We start from the raw sequence: 18,187 nt of genomic DNA, 5'->3' as shown, positions 1-18,187 counted from the left end.
AACCTCATTTATAACCTATGATAACAGATTATTGCGAAAGCTGCGGCAGTGAGAACATAGAAACTTACCTTAAAAACAAGCATTGGGAAAGTAAATGTAATAGCTGCAATACTATTGCAGTGGTAGCAGAACCAGTACAACCTTAAAAACAGAAATATGAAAAAAATCCTTACCTTATTTTTGCTGCTCAGCACGGCAGTAACTTTACAAGCTCAGGAACTGACCGGAGCAACTCTTAAAGATTTTGTCTTTAAGTCCAAAGCGCAATTAACGTCAAAGTACGGGAAGCCTGTAGAGGTAATTAGCTCTGATGAGGAGACTCGAAATTTAGAATCGTTATTAGGATATACGACCTATTCATGGACTCTAAAAAATGAATTAAAGATAGAGGTAACTTATACTGAAGAAAAAGTTCAAACAGTAAGGGTTGATAAATATAAATTTAATAAGGATAGATTTTATTTAGAACTGAACTGGGATAAACCGACTCTTAAAAAAGTACAAGACTATGTAGAGATAAAAGGTTTAAAAGGTTTCGATGCGAAATATTATAATCAATCTTCAGAGCTTGTATTGTTTATGGAAAATCCAAATATTAAAACCTTTGGTAAGAAAAAGTAAAGCCCTCATATGAGGGCTTTTTTTATTTTTGTGTGGATATGAGTTTTTGATATACACTCGTCGCGTAGGTAAGTTCCATCTCCTTAGCCTTCTTCTTTTTAGGTGTAGTCCATTGAACGGCACTAATTGCTTTTTCATTCTTTTCAATAAAATCTTTCAAAATTTTATCTTTCTCTGCATTACTTAATAATTTGGATGAAGCAAGCAGGTTATAAAAGCCTGTAAAATGAGGCAGATTGTTATCAAGAGCTATCTGTTCATTAATCCAAAACAATTTTTGCTCCTCAGTACCTTCATTATATACTCTGTGGTTTATTAAAGTTAACCACATGTTTTTAAGGTTGGTTGTATAATCAGCTTCAGCAGTTCTTACGTCTTCTTTATACAACTCTTCTAATTTAGTTAGAGGTATACTCTCAGCATCAGAAAGGGTGTTATAAATAATCCTGTCCCTTGGAATCATCCCCCCGGCTCTTTCTTCAGTAACTACCTTTGACTTAAGAGAGGTGTCTTCAGTAGTAGTATCTTTATCATCGGAACAACCTACAAATAAAGATGTAAAAGCTAAAATGCAAAATATTTTTTTCATAATGTATTTTCTTTTAATCGTTAAACTTAAGCTGCGTCTTCATCGCAACAATCATTCTGTGCAAGTTGGCTTGTCGGGTAAGTAATGGTTTCTACCAAAGTAAAGTTGTTGGCGCCTGCAGGTTCCCATTTAAACGCGTAAGCATTATTTACACCTACAGCTCTTTCGTCACAACAGTCTCTACCGCTATCTATAACAGTATACTCAATTGTTTGGCCTGATGAATAACTGCCGCAGGCACATTTACGAGTTTGAGGAAAAGCTGTGGCTACAGCTCCAAAAAAAGTTAGAAGTAGTAAGGTTTTTTTCTTCATAAGATTAACATTTAATTGGTTGAATAAGAACAAATTAAAAAAATAATACCGCTTTAAACTGTTAAATGAGTGTTAATGTTTTACTTTTTCTTAGTCAAAGTTAAAGTCAACCTGCTGTGTATTTGTCTTTATGGTTCCGGTGGTGGTTACATCTTCGCCACTGGCTTGGTTGTAACCGTCTATAGCTTTTTTAACCCTGCCCATGTAACTGCATTCAAAGCTAAAAATGTGTACCGTTGTAGGGCTTTCATCCTGAGCCAGTCCTTCAGTAATAAGCTTTAGCTTTCCGGTGTTTTTTGTTTCAAGCTGATACACGAGGTCATATAGAACGTCCTGCCAGTCAAAAAACAGTAAGGCACTTTCCCTGTCGGCACTTTTATTATCGGTTTCATATATCTGTTCCCAACAGCAATGCAGGCTAATGGTTGCCGTGTTCGTGTCATGATTTATATTGTACTCTACCAATACGGCCGGGAGCAATAGCTGTTCAAATTCCTTTTCATACAAATACTGCCCTTTGTAAAGGTCTACCATTGCAACGGCCTTAACATTCTTTTCCGTAAACTTCTCTATGGCTTCCTCTCCTGTAATTTTGGAGGTAAGCTCTTTGTAAAACTCTTTCATTTTAAAACTATTTTATAACTGCTTTAATATCGTTTTCAAGTGTTCTTTCAATCCTTCTCATTAGTACATGAGATTCCCCTAAAAACTGCCTCTTTTTAAATGTACGCTCCATTTTCCGGGTGTGTGCCTGTACGGTTACTTTACGCTGATTGCGCCCTCTCCTTACGGCTCTTTGGTGTTGCTTTACCGTAACCGTCCGGTTAATGGTAAGGCCGTCATTATGTGCCTGAGCATAAGGCACATCGGTACCGATTATAAAGTAAGTGCGGCCAACCCGTATTTTACGGATGGAACGTTTTAACCGCCCGGTTCTAACCATTAACGAACCCCGGTCTTTACGCTTACGTGGTTCCCACGGCTCACGGCTGCGGTCAACCCAGTTTTTTTGAACAAAGCGTTCTTTGCTGAAGTTAACCGCTATTGTGGCCGCTTTAGGGACAAAGCCCTCATGTATCCGGCTTAGCTTTTTAAGCTTGATAAAAATATTACTACTCATAGCTTAACTCTACACCTCTAAGCACTCTCATCATAGCCTCATTAAACCACTCCTCAATTTCCTCCGGTGTTTTGTTGGCCAGTGTGGTTTTTGAGGTGTTAATGCCGCCTTTGTTAAGAGCTTCAATATTAATAGTAATACTGCGGGGTTGTGAAGCTCTTTCACTTACACTGTTTACCTGTTCACTGGCCATAGAGCTACCGCTGCTACCCCTTTCATCATCTGCCACTAATTTGCGCCCGGAAAGGTTCGACAGGATCTGCTCGTTCTTTTTGCGCATACTGGTCAGGTCGTCGGAAGTGTAACCTCCTGTAATCTCCCTAATGTTTTGGTCTATGTCAAACTTGAGTTTCTTTATCCTTTTTTGCACTTCAGGGAATGACTGATTAGGGTTTTTCTGTTCTTCCTTCAGCTGTCTATAAAGACTGTTGATATTTTTTGCATTTTGGTTTTCTCCTGCCTTTAAGGTGGCTTTTAAGGTAGAGACAGAATTATCAATTTCCTGTATCCTTCCCTGTGCAGTACTTTTAAGCTCCTCTGCCTGTCGTTTATCAATACTTGCCAGTGTAGACTTGGTTAAATCAAGCTTTGTGCCTTTAACAAGCCCTGCACGCTTCTCGTCAAAGGTCTTTTCCTTCTCAAGGAACTTTTGAAACTCCTCACTCTGAAACTTCAGGTCGGAGATACTTACTGCAAGTGTGGCAATCATAGATGCTATAAGCCCCACCATGTTAGACTTAAATGCAGTATTAAACCCTTTCATAGCTGTAGTGGCCGCTTTAATGCCGTTTGACAATCCCCCTGTAAATGCCATTGCCACTTTACCTACCGATGAGGCCACAAGCAGGTTAGTGGTTTTGAATACTGCAAACGCCAAAGCTGCTCTCTTTACAACCACGATTATAGTATCCATATTCCTGTAAACCTTGTCCAGTAACTTTTCTAAAAACTCAAGGCCATGAGCTACTGAAGGAAGTATCTTTTCACCTAAGCCTATCATTACCGTGTTAAACTTGTTTTTAACGATGGTTGAAAGCGTTTTAAAGTCTCCTTTAGCGTTCTTCAGTGCATCGTCAAGGTTAAAGCTTGAGGCATCAAAAGCGTTGAAGGTGTTAAAGAAGTCATCAGCTCCGGTCTTAAGTTTAACGAATAAAGCTCTTAACCCTTCGGGGCCTCCTATCTTATTGATAAGCTCATCAATCTGTTTAGGGGTCATTCGTTGGAACTTGGTGTTTACCTCCTCAAGAACCTTAGTTAAATCCCTTACCTGCCCTTTATTGTCATACAGGCTAACGCCTATTGATTTAAGCCCTTTTATTGTGGCTTCCTGAGTAAGCCCCTGAAAGGCTGTCTTTGTCATGTTAGCGGCTTCGGCACTTCCTTTTGCAATTGATGTGAACCCGGCAAAAATTTTGTTGGCCACATCTACATTCTGACCTGCACCTTTAGCAGCTCCGGCATATTCCGTTTGCACCTGAGCCAGTTCCTTAAAGGTGGTAATACCTACCTGTACCGCCCGTGCGTTACTCTCCAGTAACATCCGGGTGTCTCCCACACCAAGCCCAAAGGCTTTAATGGCTTTTGTTGTGGCATTAATAGAGTCGTTCAGGTCGGCTCCTGTAGCGGTGCTAAAGTTGGCCACCTGTGTAAATATCTCTTTGGCATCCTTACCATAGTAGCCCAATGCCGACTGGATATCATAATAAGCCTTTGCCGTATCGGTAGCAGCCTTTCCTGTCTCAAATGCAGAGTCCCGGATTAGGGTTTTATAGTTGGTAAGTTGTTCCTGGGTCTTGTCGAGGTTAAGCTGCCTAATGTTCAGGAACTCGGCATTAAACTTACCTGCTTCGTTAACTCCGGTAGCGAGTAACCCGGTTACGGCCACGATACCGGAGGCGAGCAAGACGTAAGGATTACCGAGTAACTCCACCGCCCGCCCAAAAAGAGGCATTTGCTCTGTCATAGCCTTAAAGGAACGCACCGTATACTCTTTCAGGCTCCTTAGTTTGCCTTTCATGTAGTCGGTCGCCTTTCCAAGCTTTTCCTGCACCTGTTTTAGCTTAGTGTTAAAGAGCTTATTTTTAAGCTCCATTAATAATTCTAATTTGCTTGGCATAGTATATTTATAATTTTATATCTTTGTAATCACTAAAGGCTTTAAATCGTGCTGGTTAATATTAGGGTTAATGCATTCGCAACCCTGAGAATATCTCTAAGAGCAGGCGATTTAAAGCCTATTTTTATGTATTAAAATACCGCTTCTGATTATCTCCTCGCCAACCTTCATTTTAAACCATGTACCTACTTCGTTGTATCTGTTACCTGCATTTACAGGCACTACCATTACAAAGTTTTCAAAGAAGCGTACATACATTGTTTGTTTGGCCTGTGGCTTTAACCACACTTCATCCGGAGATAAAAGCACATCCTTTACAAGCGGGAATAGCTGATGCCTGTTTTCGTCTGCCTTTACGTACTTGCCTGAAGTGTGAGTTTTAAAGTTCTTTTTGGTTAGTACTGTTTTCCTTTTTAAATAGTCTTCAAATCCCATTAAACCTTTTACAGATTCTTTAAACAGTTCACCAACATTGTCAGGCGTGATGCTCTTGTCAAGCTCTGCTTTAGGTAGGGACTTCATGTCCTTAAAGGCAGGCAGGTTGTACGCCTTCTCATAGGTCATTTTAGTTATCTTCTTGCCGTCCATTTTAGCATACTGCTGCGCTTTGGTAAATACCTCCTTCAGGTCGCCCCGGTTGATGTCAAACTTAGAGTCGGTAAATTTGTCGCCTAACAGTTTTTTTGCAGCATTCCCGGCTGTTACTTTACCTTCTGTTTTACCTAAGTACTGTACCATCTCACAACGGCAGCCGTAACTATTAGGCGGCCATAACCTCATGGCTTCTTTGTCGTCCAGTGAGAATATTTTACCGTCAAGGGCTTGGTGTTCCGCACGTACCCTATCATCTCCGGCAGTCTGATACTGTACAAATGATGTAACCGTGTCCTTCTCGGCCAAGAACCTTAAATAAGCTGCTGACGTTTGCCCGGTAGCTACCGAAAGGTTATACTCTGTCTCAAGCCAGTTGCCGTTAAAGTTGTCTGCGAGCTTTGCAGCCTCTGCCTTAAATTCATCAAAGCTCCTTATCTGTGCTTTGTCCTTATTGATAAGCAGGTTTGATAGCGTGGCCAGTCTTGCCTCAGTCTTACCTTCTGCAAACTCAAAAAGGTTGTACTCCATCATGCTCAGGGCTAAATGGTCTGGCTCATTCCATCCGGCTTCCATTCTTCTTTTGCCCCAACCTTCATGCAGGCCATTAAGGAATGCAAGTCCTTCGTCGGCCATGAGCTGCGCCTCTGTGCTTAGAGTGTCTTTGTTTTCCCATACTTCCTGAGTGAGCTTATCGTGGTGCTGCTTTATGGCATCCTGAAGCTTTTTGTTAACGGCAAACATATGTTCGTCGCAACACTTATCCGGATACTGTGGCAGGTTTAGGTTCTGGTAAATGCTCTCGTGCATCGCTACGGTGTTAAAGGAGCTTTTTTTTTTACCGATAAGCGGAACGCTAAACGTTTTAGAAAGCCAGTCCATGTCCGGCTCATAATCCTTTTCAATCATTCCGTTCACGATAGTCCAAAACTTATCAAGCTCAAGGTTGTGGCTCTGGTCATACTCAAGAACATCTCCGTCTTTAAATATCGAATAGCCCTGATTGATTAAAAGCGGAATCAACTGATCGTTTACCAAAAAGGTTACAAAACGCTTGTCGGCTACTGCAATCTTATCGTCAAGGTTACGCTCATGTACTTCGCTCTGGCTTCGTGATGAGCCGTTCTCGGTTATCATGTTTCCTCCTACGATAGCAGTTGAGATTTCCGTCTTATTCATTTTGATAAACTCATTGTACACCTGAAAGGCATCGGTACGGTTAGACTCCTTAAAGTCGATAGTGGTACCTATAGGGAAAACCCCGGTAGAAGCTTCCCCGAGTTGTTGAAGCATATAATCTACCTTGTCTATTACCTTCGGGTCTGTTGAGTTTGTGGTGGCCGTAATAAGAGGTAAACCGAATTTCTCACAGAACTCTGCCCACGACTGTGAAACGTTACGCTTCCAGATAAGGTTCGGCACGATATCGTTCATAAGGCCAAGCTCTGTCTCTGTGTCGGTAATCTCAATTAGCCAGTTTTCATAATACGGGTCATCATACTTTATGAAATCATCTTTTGTAAGGTCAGGAAAAACCGCTTTGAGTTCCGGTACCACATTTCGCCTCGGTATAAGCTTAAATTCCGCTTTCTTTTGACTAAATGCTAAGAACTCAATAAGGGTGGTTCCATAGAGTATCGAGTCCAGTGCCTTGGATGTAAAGTCATAGAACCAAGCCGAGTTTAAGAACTTGGTGGCTTCCTCGTTTACGTCTCCGTTGTTATTCTTTACTGAGAAGTCAGTATTAAGGGTAGCATACTTACGCATGCGTACCTGAGCTTTATAATGGCCGTCTGTCTTCAGGTCATTGTACAAGTCCTGTAATGCATCCCTTCTGGGCTTCTCAGGATGTTCGGCATACTTGATAGCGTTACGCCACTTTTGTATATCTTTCCGGGAGCGGTCGGAGTACTGTTTTACAAGCTTATCTATAATACGCCTGTCGGCATCGCTCACACGTTCCCGGCCGCTTGTTTTTGCTGCCTGAGGTGCGGACGTGTTTTTACGGCCTGTGCCGAATGAAAACTCTCTACCTAATATCTTCATGCTGTTTTGATGTGTTATTGCGTTAAAAATGCGTTTTAAAGGTGTTTTAAAGGTTATGTGTTACCACTTTTGGTCTTCACTTTGTCGTGCGCTCCTGATTTTAATATTTATCATTTCGTCTCCGGACTCGTTTTCGTACAAGGGCAGGTCAGGCACAAAGTCGCCTTTAGCTACACCTTTTAACCATTCCAGAGCATCGCCGTACCGCTCACTCCTGTGTTTGGGTATTAGGTTAGGTGCGGTAGATGAGTACAGGTGGTAAAGTGTAAGGTCTATAGTGAGCATTACTATGTACGCATCCCTGCCGTCTGTCGCTCCGGGGTCGTTTGAGTCATAGTTTACAAATACCTTGTCAACCGGATGTTTACCTGCTATATATTTCTTAATCTGTGACACGGCCATGTTCTCGGCCGTGTGAAGCTTTGCATCGTTATAATTGCTTAGTAGTGCTGCTTTAATCTCGTTACGCACTATTGCTGTATAATCGGTATCGTTTAAAAATCTTGCCATTAGTATCGGTTTTTGCTGCGGTTAATAATATCTCTCCTTGATGTTGTACGTGTCTCAAATCCGTCCACATAAGTGACAGCGTTTAGTTTAGCTATTGCAGATTGTAAGGAGTCGGGGCCGTCATCATTAGCGGTACTTCCTTTCTCAAAAGCTAACAGTTGGTCATCTAAGGTTTTGCTGTCCGGGTCTTCCTGAATCTCGGTACTGGTGTACATATTACCTCTCTCAAATATTCCCTGCATTGACTCAATCCTGTCAAACTTGTCGGTCTTGCTTTTTTTGTCTGCCACTACAGGTATATGATATCCTCGTAAGTCGCCCTCCGTATCAAAGTCATTTACAAACTCATCCATAGCAAATAGACCCTCTATGTAATACCTTATATTGTAGTTTTCTAAATTGTGCTTTTCGTACATATCATAGAGCCATTTTGCTGCGTTGGTTCTTGAGGTTCTGCGGCAGAAAACTAATAGCCTGTGGTATTCCCTTCCTTTTTTACCCACAAGGACTAACGACTTAAAATCTCCGTTGTCCTTATACGATAAGTCACCGTAAAAAACAAGTCCGTCATATTCCCGTAACTTTAAGCGTGGCTTGTACCTTAGGTGTTCATTTTTAAAAATTTCCCCGTCCTGAACATGCTCATGCATATACTCTCGTTTGAAGCTTCGTTCCGGTGTTTCATCAAACTTTTGTCTCCAATACTCTGCCGAGGTTTTTTCAGGCCATGAAGGTTCAAAGCTTATAAGGTCTTTAACTGCTTTAACCGATACGATAAAATGACGTATTGGGCGGCCTGCTTCCTTAGCTTTTGCTATGATGTTCTTAAACTCTTTCTTGGCCTGATTTATAATTGTGTTTGGATGAAAATTATTATTAGCAACAATGAACCTTCGTCTTTTAGCTCCTTCGTCAAAACAGCCCTGTAAGTCTTCCCATACCCACTCGTAAGCTTCACGGCTGAGCTTGTCATTTTTACATCGTTTTTTAGAGTCTACGTCATCCACTGCAATATAATCCGGACGTTCCGCACCTACTCTTAAACCTCTTGGGTCTTGTCCTATACTCAGGCACATGAATTTTACCCCATCTGAAGTTGTAAAGTCTCCGGAACTCCAATCGCCATATTTAAACTTACGGCCATAGTCGTTTATAAATCTTTGGTTGTATTGTAGCTGAGCTTGGATGTCTGCTATAAGTTTCTTTGATTTTTGGTCGGTCTTCCCTATAAGCAGCATGAATTTTAATCGCTTGGTAACATATAAGAATAAAGGGATACCCATGTCAATATGAACTGACTTTGCGCCCGAACGATATATCTCGGCCAGTAAGCTTATGATGTCATTTTCGATAATTAATTTGGCAAGCTTTCTGTGGAACTTTGCGCACTTAGATTTTGCATACATAGGGAAATACCACTCAAACCAGTCGACATACTCTTTCTCAAGCTCTTTAATACGCCTGTTTTTGTCTGCCGGGTTCTCATGTATATTTATAAATGTTGCCTGCTCAATACGTGTGCAATGCTGCTCATATTGCTTTATGAGCTTCTCATACTTCTTGTCTATCATTCTACTGATGCTTTATATAAAATAAACCTTTTGTGCCACTCAAGGAATGATACAGCCACCTCCGGTTCTTGACTTGCCATCCAGTTGTCGAACTCCTGAAAAACACTTAAAACCACCTGTACAGACACTTTTCCGGAAACTGTTTCCAGTACCTTTGATATCTTAGCCAGTGCGTCTGCATCTACATTAGGCTTTTCGCCTTCTGCTACGAGCTTCAGCTCCTTGAGTAATATTTCTTTGATTACGTGCGGTGCGCTTATAACCTCAGCCCTTCGGTTGTCCCAGTCCTTTTCTCCGGTTCTGCCTTTGCGCCACCTGCTCAGGGTCTGTTCTGACACATCAATCTGAATGGAAATCTCTTTGCAGCTCATTCCTTCGTTTATAAACATCCTTTCGGCTAACGCCCTTTTTTTCTCATTGGAAAGTACACTCATATTGCGCGTGGTTTTGGAGCAAAGCTCCAAAACTAAACCCTTTTAAAATCAAATGTTTGCAACCCTTTCAGAGAAAATCGCAACCCTTTCAGGATTGTTTTTACAGCATGTTTTTTCGGGCGATGTTTGCCTAAGATTTAAAGCAAACACCAACACATGATTATTAAAGTTAAAGGCAATCAGATTTTTGTTTACGGGACTATTTGGGAAGGAGACGGCACTTACTTTCTTGATGTTTTTTCAAGGATTGACGGCACGTTCCCGGTAATAGATATTCACTTACACTGTAATGGCGGTTCTGTCTTTGACGGCAATCTCATGTACAACTCAATCCTTACCGCTAAATCTCCCTGCGATATCTACATAGACGGGGTGGCCGCTTCTATGGCTGCTATACTTACTCTGGCCGCTCGCAAGGTGTATATGGTTGAAAACGGCTTTTTAATGATACACGCGCCTTCAGGGTACACTTGGGGAGACGCTAAGAAGCATGAGTCAAACGCCGACCTGTTACGCTCTATTGAAAAGAACTTCACCAAAAAGCTTATCGCTAAAACAGGCATGACCGAAAAGCAGGCAAAAGAGCTGCTTGTAGGTGATAATTGGTTTAATGCTGAACAGGCAAAAGAGGCTAAGCTTATAGATGATATCATTGAGCCAGTAACAACTACTACCGAGGTTGAGAACCCCACAGACAACCTTACAACGACTTTTAACTCATTTGCCGCACTATTGGCCGGGAATGACAACAACAATAATAACGACAATAAAAACCCTTTAGAAATGAAAAAAGATGTAATTGCTAAGTTCGGACTGGTTGGCGTAAATGAACAATCATCTGACACAGCGGTCATTCAGGCTATTGAAGACCATTTTAACAACAAGACGGCCACGCTGCAAAGCAATCTACAGGCCGAAAAAACAAAGTATGAAACCCTTGAGAAAACCCTGAACGAACAAAGGGATACTCAAATAAAAAACATGCTTGATGCAGGTCAGGCTGCGGGTAAGTTTACGGCAGCTCAAAGAGAGACTTACGAAAGCATTGGCAAGGCTTCAGGTATACAGGCACTTGAGACGGTTCTTGAGGGTCTGGGTAAAAGAACCCCGCTAAGCTCTCAGGTTAAAGGAGGTGGTTCCGGTTCTGATACAACCGCAGCTCGTGAGGGTTGGGATTGGGATAAGTACCAAAAAGAAGCACCACAGGAGCTTGAGGCATTGGCGCAAAAGAACCCGGAGTCATTCGGTGAGCTGTATCAGGCAAAGTTCAATAAACCTTTTAAAAATCAGTAATTATATATGAAGCGTAAATTATCAATCTCAGCAATTTTAATGAACCTCCTGCTTGCTATTGTGGCGGGGATGTTCTTTAGCCCTTTAGTGGGGTGTAACCCGGCAGTAATCGCCTTTGTTGTCTTTGCGGGCGGTACGGGTGTACAGTTTATAGACCCTATGTTCTTCAGAGGTATCGCTCAGGAAGGTCTTAATCAAGAGATTTGGACGGATGTACTTGTTCAGGACTTCAGGGATGCAGAAGCTGCAAGCTTCCTTAACCTTATCCCGGATGAGTCAAGGCACGTGGTAGCTACAAGGGGCGAAAACGAAGTGATCCATTTGGTTGATGTAGGAGCTGACCCGGAGGTACTAATAAACAATACCACGTACCCTATTGGCTTTGCAGACCAGACCGATAACGATATCCCTATATCTCTGGACTCTTTCACAACCAAAGCTACGAGGGTTAGTGATTTAGAGATTCAGTACATCGCATACGACAAGATACGCCTTGTACAGGAGAAGCACAAAAACGCCATTATGGACACCAAGCACAATAAGGCGGTTCATGCTTTAGGGCCTGCTGCCGAAACTGCAACAACGCCTGTTCTTGTTACAAGTGGCCCGGATGATGGTACCGGAAGGAAACGTCTGATAATGAAAGACCTTGTAGACCATAAAAAACAATACGACAGCAAAAAGATTCCTTTAGCTAAACGCGTGTTGGTTTTGACATCAGACCATTACAATGATTTACTTATTGAGTGTATCAATGCAAATAAGTCGACTGACCACCTTGCTCACGATGATGCAGGATTACTTAACACCCGCCTTTGTGGCTTCCTGACATTTATGTACGTGGATATGCCTTATTACACTTTGGCCACTCTTACTAAAAAGAGCTTTGGGGCTGCGGTGGTTGCAGGTGATGTACAGGCAACTGTATCCTTCTATGCTCCGGATATGTTCAGAGCTGCGGGTTCTACTAAAAACTATACTGATGAGCCTACAACCCAGAACCATGCTTGGTTGTACAACGTTCGTCATAACTACATCGTTCTGCCGCGTAAGACAAGGGCACAGGGTGCTATTCTTTCAGCAGACGTTTAAAACATATAAAAAATATGGCAAAGTTAACTGATAAAAACAAGGCGTTGGCCGCTAATATATTTAAGGCCAACCCTACAGTAAAAACTCTTTACATTAATGATAGAGGGGAATTTTTTACGAGCAGCAATTTAGCGCGTAACAGTGTTAAAAAGGCTGAAGACATTACCGAGATACCTAAAGCTTCGGTAGTAACGGAGACAGAATCTTCTAAGGCGCAGGAACAGCCAGACCGCCCCAACGTTGCAAAAACTGTTAAGGCGATTAAAGCAGCTGAGACTCTGGAAGCTCTTAAAGAGTTTGAAGGAGATGACAGGAAAACTGTTCAGGATGCCCTTGAGGCAAGAATAAAAGAGCTTGAGGCTCCGGGTACGGAACCTGCTAAAGAGCCTGTAAAAGACCCGGCACAAGACAATACAAACGCGCAATAATAGTAAGATATGGCAAATTTAGACGGAGTAGGAATATCCAACGGTCAGGTTGGAGCAAATACGCTTAATGCAAGCGACGGTATTTCGGCCATTATTATTGCCTGTGCTGCAACTGATACAACTGTTCACGGGGAGGTTAAAACGCTGTTCAATTCGGTAGATGTAGCGTCTGCCGGATTTACAGCAGCCTTTGATGCAACTAATAACGTAAACGCAACACGCCACCTGAAGGAGTTTTACAGAATGGCAGGAGAAGGCCAAAAGCTTTATGTTATGCTTGTGCCTGCGGCCACTACCATTGCAGAAATACTGGAGGATGCCGATAAAGCAAAACAGTTGCTTATCGCTGCCAAAGGAGAGGTAAGACAGTTGGCAATAGCTGTAAACCCTGTAGGCGAAATAGTTCCCCTTAACGGTCTTCCGGATGACGTGTACAACTCAATCCCTAAAGCTCAGGCTTTAGCAGACTGGGCGTATAACAACCACTTCCCTTTAAATATTGTTCTTGAGGGCTACAGCTACACAGGCGCAGCCGCAGCCGCAGCCGATTTAAGAGCAATTGAGAATGTGGCAGCTCCTAAGGTTAGTATTGTAATCGGTCAGGACTATGACCATGCAGACACTAAAACCGACAATGCACGAAAATTTGCAGATGTGGGTACTGCACTGGGTACAGTCTCTAAGGCAAGGGTTGAGCAAAACATCGGAGACAACGAGGATTTTAATCTTACCTCTGCCACTCTTGGAACATGGCTTACTCCTGGGCTTTCATCTCATCAGAAAATTGAGGAGGTGTTTAGTGACCTTCAGACACTTGAAAACAAGGGTTATATATTCGGTTTTGTTTACTCAGGTATGGAGGGTGTAAGGTGGAATAATGACCACGTATGTGTGGAGATTATTGAGGATGCAGAAGGCAATATCAATCAGCACACTATCGCTTATGGCCGTACTCACGATAAGAGTATAAGGCTTTTAAGGACGGCATTACTGCCAAAGGTTAAAAAGTCTTATCCGGTTGACCCGGCAACGGGTAAACTGCCTGTTGGGGTGCTAAAGTACTTTAAAGGGCTTGGTGATGAAGTGTATGCCGGAATGGTACGCAGGAAAGAAATTTCTGCCGGGGAAATGTTTGTAGACCCAAACAGTGACCTTGTGACAGAAAAGGTATTAAAAACCTCTTACGTAATAGTTCCTTACGGCACTATCGGGGAGATAACAGGAACGTCTAACCTCAGAACAAATATAGCATAATGTCTACAGTAATCAGAAATAGAAAGGCGTACGATAGTGCGGACGTGGAAGTAACTTTTAACGGTGTATCTATTGAAGTGGTGGAAATAACATACGACACCGAGCAGGAGCATCAGCTTAACCATACATTGAAGTCTAAAGCGACTTCATGGTCAAGAGGTAAGATAACGCCAACGGCTACAATGACGGTAATGATGCATGATATCGTGCCTGTAGAACAGGCGGCAGGCGGTAACCTTCTTAATATCGCTCCTTTTGATATTAACGTGACTTTCATTAACGAGTTTAACGTTCCGGTGAATGATACCATCGTGGCCAAGTTCCAGAACCAAGGCCGTGATGTAACAGGAGATATGGGCTTAAATAAGCAATACACTCTGTTTGTTTTAGATATAGACCACAATAACCCAATTTAATAATTAAAGTTATGACAGGAACAAATCCTCAGGAAACAAAAATTGAAAAAGCTGCAAAAGCTGTAAGCTTATGCAAGTCTCCGGCAATAACCCCGGAACAAAGAAGCGCATTTATAACTGCTTACGGTGCTGACAAGTTAAGAATACTTGAAGTGCCTGTAAGTGATACGGGAGCCGAGTACTATGACGTAGTGGCTATAGTTCCGGACAGGGCTACAATGTCGCAGTACATGAAGTACATCGACATTAACCCTAAAAAAGCGCAGGAAATATTAATTAAGCAGTGTGTAAAAACACACCTTGAAGAAGTACTGGCCGATGACGCTTTATTTATGACTACCGTTTCATTAGTTGCAGAGCTAATACCAATTAGAGACGGTAGGGTAAAAAAGTTCTAAGCGACTGCTCCGGCTTAAACTTCAGCGATACAAAGGATACCATAATGAAGATAGATGCAATGATATCGCACTTCTTACATATCCCTTTCCCTGAAGAATTAAGCGACACGCAGTGGGCTGAGAAGTGGGCTCAGGTTCAGTTCTTAGCCGAAAAAGGAATATTAGGTAACAAAATGACAGGAGATTTGTTATGACACAGGAACTGATTATTTCATTAAGCGGCAGGTATGCTGCCGCTTTTGGGTTCTTAGCAACAACTAAGCTCCCCTCTCAGGCAAGGGTTACTAACGACTATAGTCTTGTAACCTATCCGGAAAGCGAAGGAAGCTTTGAAGATATAGAGTTCCTGTATGAGTCAGACAGTGTAAAGTTTGGCGATATGCTAAACGCTAAAGATTTTGACGGGTTACTTGCTCCACCGCCATTAATAAGTTTCACACAGCAAAAGGACTTGATAGAAACGCAAGTCAACGGTACAGATAACTTAGTTATAGAGCGGTGGGGTACCAGACCCTTCGATATCCGGATGCGGGGCTTACTGATAGACGTTAAAAACAGGACATATCCTGAAGACCTGATAAAAAGGCTTTACCGCCTGTTTAAGTACAACAATGTTGTAGATGTAGTAGGTACACAGTTCTTTGATAAAGATATTAAAACGATATACTTCACAGATATAGAGTTCAACCCGGTTCAGGGTTTTGAAGATACAATGCAGTACATGCTTATAGCCCGCAGTATTGAGCCAGTGACGTTTACCCTTATAAATCCCAACGCATAATGAACTATCTGTTTTATAACATGACCTGCGAGGTTACGATAGGGAATGTAAGGTTTGACAGGGTTAACAACATACACATTGAACAAAGTATAAAGAACCAGACAAAAACGGCTAAAATCATCCTGCCACGTGAATACAACTCGGCCATTGTTAACGGGAGCGTTGAGTCGATTGCCCGAAAGAACATTACCGAGTTCATTAAGGCAGGTGATGCCGTTAGCATTAAATTGGGTTATGACGGAGACAATGAGGAGGAGTTTTCGGGTGTTGTCAGCTCCATTGGGGCTGACATACCGCTCGAAATTGACTGTGAGGACGAAATGTGGCATTTAAAGCGCACCAGTTATACAAAGGTGTTCCCTAATGTAACGCTCCTACAGCTTTTAAAATACATTGCTCCGGGTTATACTTATAATGTTATTGATGACATTAACCTCGGAAAGTTCACTTTGTCCAATGCCTCAGCATACAAAATACTTGAGGGTTTAAAATCCAGTTACGGCCTGCACAGTTACTTTAAAAGCGGTGTGCTTACTGTTGGGTTTATGATTGATGTTGCACCCATAGCGGTACATCAGGTAAACATAAACCGCAATGTAAGGGCTAATGAGGCTAACGAACTCAAGTTCCTGAGAAAAGAGGATATACGAGTACTACTCAAAGGAATATCCCTCAACAGGAAAGGCGGCCGTTTAACCTATGACTTTGGCGATAAGCTTGGAGCTGTGCGCACACTGCATTTTACCAACAAGACACTTGACGAGCTGAAGAACCTAACCGAAAAGACATACAAGTCCCTGAGCTTTGACGGCTACAGAGGAAGTATTCCAACATGGGGAGTACCACGAACCAAACCCGGAGACGGTGTTTTTATTACCGACCCTAACTATGAGAATAGTGAGCGTGCGGGTAAATACTTGATAGAGGCCGTTACTATTGATTTTAATGGCAATGACGGATTTAAAAGAACCAATACATTAGGAATGAAGTTATGAGAAAAAAGCAAAGTATATTCTTAAAAAATGTCGCCCTCTTGATTCTTTGGGCTTATGAGAACGGTTACGAGCTTACAGCAGGCGAACTGTTAAGAACTGAGGAACAACAACAAATATACCTGAAAAAAGGGCTGACTAAAACAACACACAGCAGACATCAGGACAAACTTGCAATAGACCTTAACCTGTTTGTTAATGGTGTTTATCAATCCCAAAGAGAGCCTTACAAGCCTCTTGCAGAAAAATGGAAATCACTGCACCCGGATAACGTTGCCGGGTATGACTGGGGTTGGGATGCTAACCATTTTGAAATGAAGCCATGAAAAAGTTAATAGTATTATCCTTCATGGCCGTGTTCATTATGTACGGATGTAAAACCCGGCAAGTGGCCAAAGAGAGTCAGGAACTTGAGCTTAACCAAGAGCAAAAAAGTAGCCTGAGCCAAACGGAAACAGACAGATCGTCTGAAGAAAAGAATACTGAAAAAACGCAAGCATCAGAAAGCAATACGCAAAGTACAGTGACTGCATCCGGTGTTAAGCTTACCCCAATCGATAAGGATAAGCCAATGACAGTGGAAGACCCTGAAGGCCGTAAAACAGTCTTTACAAATGCTGAAGTAGAGCTGACAAACTCTAAGGAAGAAACTACCAAAAAGGAAGCATCTACAGAGACGGCCAAAGAGCAGACTCAAAAACAAAATGATGTGGCCAAAGCTTCAGATTTTGAGAGCGAAGGTTCTACCGAGATTAAGCAGGAAAGCGACAATAAGTTTGTACATAGTGAACCTGTGAGCTTATGGTCGTACTGGTGGGCAGCGATACTGGTTCTCATTGCGGTAGTAATAGTAAGATGGCTGTATAAGAAATACAGGGATTTTAAAAAGACTTTAAAACAGTTTTAAATGTTAGAGACTTTTAAGCAGGCCGTTGAAGCTCTTGTAAAGAAGCAGCTTATTATGACGGTAGTGTCCGGAACTGTAAAAGAGGTACGGGATAATGTTTTAGATGTTTCCCGGACAGACCTGCCGGACTTGTTAGATGTGCGCTTTCATGCAATTATCGATGAGGAGCAGGCCAATAAGTTTAAAGTTGTTCCGAAGGTTGGTAGCGAAGTATTGTGTGCTATTATTGAGAATGATGTTAGCGAAGCTTTCTTACTGGCCTGCTCAGAAGTCGAAACGATAAATGTAAAAATTGGTGCGCTTGTTTTTGACCTTCAGGAAGAAGGTGTAAGGATAACCAATCAGGGAGAGAACCTTAAAACGGTTTTAAACCAATTTCAGGACGGATTCGGAGCTTTATGCGACGAGGTTAACAAGATAGTTGTTTCTGTGGGTGTAACGCCTAATGTTCCGGTGATAACACAAATAAAACAGAGCATAACTGACACTAACAAAACCAAACTTAATAAAATACTGATAGAGTAATGGGATTAGACAAACCAACATTAATTCAAACCTTGATAACCATATTTAATAACCCTACCACCAGTAGCAACGTTGAGACAGTTGCACAGCAGTTGGCCGATGCTATTGAGGTGTATGTTAAGAGCGGTACTGTTGTGGGTCTTTGCCCATCTAACGGCGGTGCGCTATTAAACGGTAAAGTAGAATAAA

23 protein-coding genes are annotated in these 18,187 nt (G+C 42.1%); 14 read left to right on the top strand and 9 right to left on the bottom strand.

The window, feature by feature from the left end; translation table 11 throughout:
- Window positions 1–156: 156 nt before the first annotated feature.
- Entirely contained in the window at window positions 157–621 is a 465-nt protein-coding gene (locus FUA48_RS16165; RefSeq protein WP_147584494.1) for a hypothetical protein, read from the top strand.
- Window positions 622–643: 22 nt separating this feature from the next.
- Here FUA48_RS16165 and FUA48_RS16160 read toward each other — a convergent pair whose 3' ends face one another.
- From FUA48_RS16160 to FUA48_RS16120, 9 genes are all read right to left on the bottom strand, one after another.
- Entirely contained in the window at window positions 644–1,210 is a 567-nt protein-coding gene (locus tag FUA48_RS16160) for a hypothetical protein (protein WP_147584493.1), read from the bottom strand.
- Between the two features lie 26 nt (window positions 1,211–1,236).
- Window positions 1,237–1,524 carry a hypothetical protein gene (locus tag FUA48_RS16155; RefSeq protein ID WP_147584492.1) on the bottom strand — a complete coding sequence of 96 codons (288 nt, stop codon included), beginning with the start codon at window positions 1,522–1,524 and terminating at the stop codon, window positions 1,237–1,239.
- A gap of 90 nt (window positions 1,525–1,614) precedes the next feature.
- Window positions 1,615–2,148 (bottom strand): hypothetical protein, encoded by a 534-nt coding sequence (locus FUA48_RS16150; protein WP_147584491.1) that lies wholly within the window; start codon window positions 2,146–2,148, stop codon window positions 1,615–1,617.
- Window positions 2,149–2,155: 7 nt separating this feature from the next.
- Window positions 2,156–2,644, bottom strand: a complete 489-nt coding sequence (locus tag FUA48_RS16145) for a phage virion morphogenesis protein (protein ID WP_147584490.1) — start codon at window positions 2,642–2,644, stop codon at window positions 2,156–2,158.
- On the bottom strand, window positions 2,637–4,760 hold the full coding sequence (locus FUA48_RS16140; protein WP_147584489.1) for a phage tail tape measure protein: 2,124 nt from the start codon (window positions 4,758–4,760) through the stop codon (window positions 2,637–2,639). Before FUA48_RS16140 ends, FUA48_RS16145 begins: the two co-directional genes overlap by 8 nt.
- A 111-nt stretch (window positions 4,761–4,871) precedes the next feature.
- Window positions 4,872–7,397, bottom strand: a complete 2,526-nt coding sequence (locus FUA48_RS16135; RefSeq protein ID WP_147584488.1) for a phage portal protein family protein — start codon at window positions 7,395–7,397, stop codon at window positions 4,872–4,874.
- A 60-nt stretch (window positions 7,398–7,457) separates the two neighbouring features.
- Window positions 7,458–7,907 carry a phage protein Gp36 family protein gene (locus FUA48_RS16130; RefSeq protein WP_147584487.1) on the bottom strand — a complete coding sequence of 150 codons (450 nt, stop codon included), beginning with the start codon at window positions 7,905–7,907 and terminating at the stop codon, window positions 7,458–7,460.
- The gene (locus FUA48_RS16125; RefSeq protein ID WP_205729420.1) at window positions 7,907–9,478 is read right to left on the bottom strand and encodes a hypothetical protein; all 1,572 of its coding nucleotides are present in this window, start codon (window positions 9,476–9,478) and stop codon (window positions 7,907–7,909) included. The genes FUA48_RS16130 and FUA48_RS16125 overlap by 1 nt, the downstream gene beginning before the upstream one ends.
- Window positions 9,475–9,912 (bottom strand): DUF1804 family protein, encoded by a 438-nt coding sequence (locus tag FUA48_RS16120; RefSeq protein ID WP_147584486.1) that lies wholly within the window; start codon window positions 9,910–9,912, stop codon window positions 9,475–9,477. Before FUA48_RS16120 ends, FUA48_RS16125 begins: the two co-directional genes overlap by 4 nt.
- Before the next feature lie 156 nt (window positions 9,913–10,068).
- On the opposite strand from FUA48_RS16120, the gene FUA48_RS16115 reads away from it, so the two are divergent.
- Genes FUA48_RS16115 through FUA48_RS16060 form a run of 13 tightly spaced genes read left to right on the top strand, consistent with a single transcriptional unit; the run spans window position 10,069 to window position 18,186 of the window.
- Window positions 10,069–11,205 (top strand): head maturation protease, ClpP-related, encoded by a 1,137-nt coding sequence (locus tag FUA48_RS16115; RefSeq protein WP_147584485.1) that lies wholly within the window; start codon window positions 10,069–10,071, stop codon window positions 11,203–11,205.
- A 6-nt stretch (window positions 11,206–11,211) separates the two neighbouring features.
- The gene (locus tag FUA48_RS16110; protein ID WP_147584484.1) at window positions 11,212–12,297 is read left to right on the top strand and encodes a hypothetical protein; all 1,086 of its coding nucleotides are present in this window, start codon (window positions 11,212–11,214) and stop codon (window positions 12,295–12,297) included.
- Window positions 12,298–12,311: 14 nt separating this feature from the next.
- Window positions 12,312–12,725 (top strand): hypothetical protein, encoded by a 414-nt coding sequence (locus FUA48_RS16105; protein WP_147584483.1) that lies wholly within the window; start codon window positions 12,312–12,314, stop codon window positions 12,723–12,725.
- Between the two features lie 9 nt (window positions 12,726–12,734).
- The gene (locus FUA48_RS16100; protein WP_147584482.1) at window positions 12,735–13,979 is read left to right on the top strand and encodes a DUF2586 family protein; all 1,245 of its coding nucleotides are present in this window, start codon (window positions 12,735–12,737) and stop codon (window positions 13,977–13,979) included.
- Window positions 13,979–14,395 carry a hypothetical protein gene (locus FUA48_RS16095; protein WP_147584481.1) on the top strand — a complete coding sequence of 139 codons (417 nt, stop codon included), beginning with the start codon at window positions 13,979–13,981 and terminating at the stop codon, window positions 14,393–14,395. The genes FUA48_RS16100 and FUA48_RS16095 overlap by 1 nt, the downstream gene beginning before the upstream one ends.
- Window positions 14,396–14,406: 11 nt before the next feature.
- Window positions 14,407–14,793 (top strand): hypothetical protein, encoded by a 387-nt coding sequence (locus tag FUA48_RS16090; RefSeq protein WP_147584480.1) that lies wholly within the window; start codon window positions 14,407–14,409, stop codon window positions 14,791–14,793.
- A gap of 44 nt (window positions 14,794–14,837) precedes the next feature.
- The gene (locus FUA48_RS18440) at window positions 14,838–14,987 is read left to right on the top strand and encodes a hypothetical protein (RefSeq protein WP_168197003.1); all 150 of its coding nucleotides are present in this window, start codon (window positions 14,838–14,840) and stop codon (window positions 14,985–14,987) included.
- A complete protein-coding gene (locus tag FUA48_RS16085; RefSeq protein ID WP_147584479.1) occupies window positions 14,984–15,574 on the top strand; it encodes a DUF6046 domain-containing protein in 591 nt (196 codons plus the stop codon). Before FUA48_RS18440 ends, FUA48_RS16085 begins: the two co-directional genes overlap by 4 nt.
- Entirely contained in the window at window positions 15,574–16,569 is a 996-nt protein-coding gene (locus FUA48_RS16080; RefSeq protein ID WP_147584478.1) for a hypothetical protein, read from the top strand. The genes FUA48_RS16085 and FUA48_RS16080 overlap by 1 nt, the downstream gene beginning before the upstream one ends.
- A complete protein-coding gene (locus FUA48_RS16075) occupies window positions 16,566–16,892 on the top strand; it encodes a M15 family metallopeptidase (protein ID WP_147584477.1) in 327 nt (108 codons plus the stop codon). The genes FUA48_RS16080 and FUA48_RS16075 overlap by 4 nt, the downstream gene beginning before the upstream one ends.
- Window positions 16,889–17,473, top strand: a complete 585-nt coding sequence (locus FUA48_RS16070) for a hypothetical protein (protein ID WP_147584476.1) — start codon at window positions 16,889–16,891, stop codon at window positions 17,471–17,473. The genes FUA48_RS16075 and FUA48_RS16070 overlap by 4 nt, the downstream gene beginning before the upstream one ends.
- Window positions 17,474–17,998, top strand: coding sequence for a hypothetical protein (locus tag FUA48_RS16065; RefSeq protein WP_147584475.1), 525 nt, complete (start codon window positions 17,474–17,476; stop codon window positions 17,996–17,998).
- Window positions 17,998–18,186: a hypothetical protein gene (locus FUA48_RS16060; protein ID WP_147584474.1), complete on the top strand. Its 189-nt coding sequence runs from the start codon at window positions 17,998–18,000 to the stop codon at window positions 18,184–18,186. The genes FUA48_RS16065 and FUA48_RS16060 overlap by 1 nt, the downstream gene beginning before the upstream one ends.
- Window position 18,187 lies beyond the last annotated feature (1 nt).

Origin of the sequence: Flavobacterium alkalisoli (genome assembly GCF_008000935.1) — a bacterium.
In the GTDB taxonomy this organism is placed as follows: Bacteria; Bacteroidota; Bacteroidia; order Flavobacteriales; family Flavobacteriaceae; genus Flavobacterium; species Flavobacterium alkalisoli.
The sequence above is the reverse complement of the archived record's forward strand: the minus strand, read 5'-3'. Positions and strand labels throughout refer to the sequence as shown.

What these genes read in the sequence shown, in the direction of transcription:
- FUA48_RS16165 (WP_147584494.1), top strand. Translation starts at nt 157, where the DNA reads ATGAAAAAAATCCTTACCTTATTTTTGCTGCTCAGCACGGCAGTAACT.
- FUA48_RS16160 (WP_147584493.1), bottom strand. Translation starts at nt 1,210, where the DNA reads ATGAAAAAAATATTTTGCATTTTAGCTTTTACATCTTTATTTGTAGGT.
- FUA48_RS16155 (WP_147584492.1), bottom strand. Translation starts at nt 1,524, where the DNA reads ATGAAGAAAAAAACCTTACTACTTCTAACTTTTTTTGGAGCTGTAGCC.
- FUA48_RS16150 (WP_147584491.1), bottom strand. Translation starts at nt 2,148, where the DNA reads ATGAAAGAGTTTTACAAAGAGCTTACCTCCAAAATTACAGGAGAGGAA.
- FUA48_RS16145 (WP_147584490.1), bottom strand. Translation starts at nt 2,644, where the DNA reads ATGAGTAGTAATATTTTTATCAAGCTTAAAAAGCTAAGCCGGATACAT.
- FUA48_RS16140 (WP_147584489.1), bottom strand. Translation starts at nt 4,760, where the DNA reads ATGCCAAGCAAATTAGAATTATTAATGGAGCTTAAAAATAAGCTCTTT.
- FUA48_RS16135 (WP_147584488.1), bottom strand. Translation starts at nt 7,397, where the DNA reads ATGAAGATATTAGGTAGAGAGTTTTCATTCGGCACAGGCCGTAAAAAC.
- FUA48_RS16130 (WP_147584487.1), bottom strand. Translation starts at nt 7,907, where the DNA reads ATGGCAAGATTTTTAAACGATACCGATTATACAGCAATAGTGCGTAAC.
- FUA48_RS16125 (WP_205729420.1), bottom strand. Translation starts at nt 9,478, where the DNA reads ATGATAGACAAGAAGTATGAGAAGCTCATAAAGCAATATGAGCAGCAT.
- FUA48_RS16120 (WP_147584486.1), bottom strand. Translation starts at nt 9,912, where the DNA reads ATGAGTGTACTTTCCAATGAGAAAAAAAGGGCGTTAGCCGAAAGGATG.
- FUA48_RS16115 (WP_147584485.1), top strand. Translation starts at nt 10,069, where the DNA reads ATGATTATTAAAGTTAAAGGCAATCAGATTTTTGTTTACGGGACTATT.
- FUA48_RS16110 (WP_147584484.1), top strand. Translation starts at nt 11,212, where the DNA reads ATGAAGCGTAAATTATCAATCTCAGCAATTTTAATGAACCTCCTGCTT.
- FUA48_RS16105 (WP_147584483.1), top strand. Translation starts at nt 12,312, where the DNA reads ATGGCAAAGTTAACTGATAAAAACAAGGCGTTGGCCGCTAATATATTT.
- FUA48_RS16100 (WP_147584482.1), top strand. Translation starts at nt 12,735, where the DNA reads ATGGCAAATTTAGACGGAGTAGGAATATCCAACGGTCAGGTTGGAGCA.
- FUA48_RS16095 (WP_147584481.1), top strand. Translation starts at nt 13,979, where the DNA reads ATGTCTACAGTAATCAGAAATAGAAAGGCGTACGATAGTGCGGACGTG.
- FUA48_RS16090 (WP_147584480.1), top strand. Translation starts at nt 14,407, where the DNA reads ATGACAGGAACAAATCCTCAGGAAACAAAAATTGAAAAAGCTGCAAAA.
- FUA48_RS18440 (WP_168197003.1), top strand. Translation starts at nt 14,838, where the DNA reads ATGAAGATAGATGCAATGATATCGCACTTCTTACATATCCCTTTCCCT.
- FUA48_RS16085 (WP_147584479.1), top strand. Translation starts at nt 14,984, where the DNA reads ATGACACAGGAACTGATTATTTCATTAAGCGGCAGGTATGCTGCCGCT.
- FUA48_RS16080 (WP_147584478.1), top strand. Translation starts at nt 15,574, where the DNA reads ATGAACTATCTGTTTTATAACATGACCTGCGAGGTTACGATAGGGAAT.
- FUA48_RS16075 (WP_147584477.1), top strand. Translation starts at nt 16,566, where the DNA reads ATGAGAAAAAAGCAAAGTATATTCTTAAAAAATGTCGCCCTCTTGATT.
- FUA48_RS16070 (WP_147584476.1), top strand. Translation starts at nt 16,889, where the DNA reads ATGAAAAAGTTAATAGTATTATCCTTCATGGCCGTGTTCATTATGTAC.
- FUA48_RS16065 (WP_147584475.1), top strand. Translation starts at nt 17,474, where the DNA reads ATGTTAGAGACTTTTAAGCAGGCCGTTGAAGCTCTTGTAAAGAAGCAG.
- FUA48_RS16060 (WP_147584474.1), top strand. Translation starts at nt 17,998, where the DNA reads ATGGGATTAGACAAACCAACATTAATTCAAACCTTGATAACCATATTT.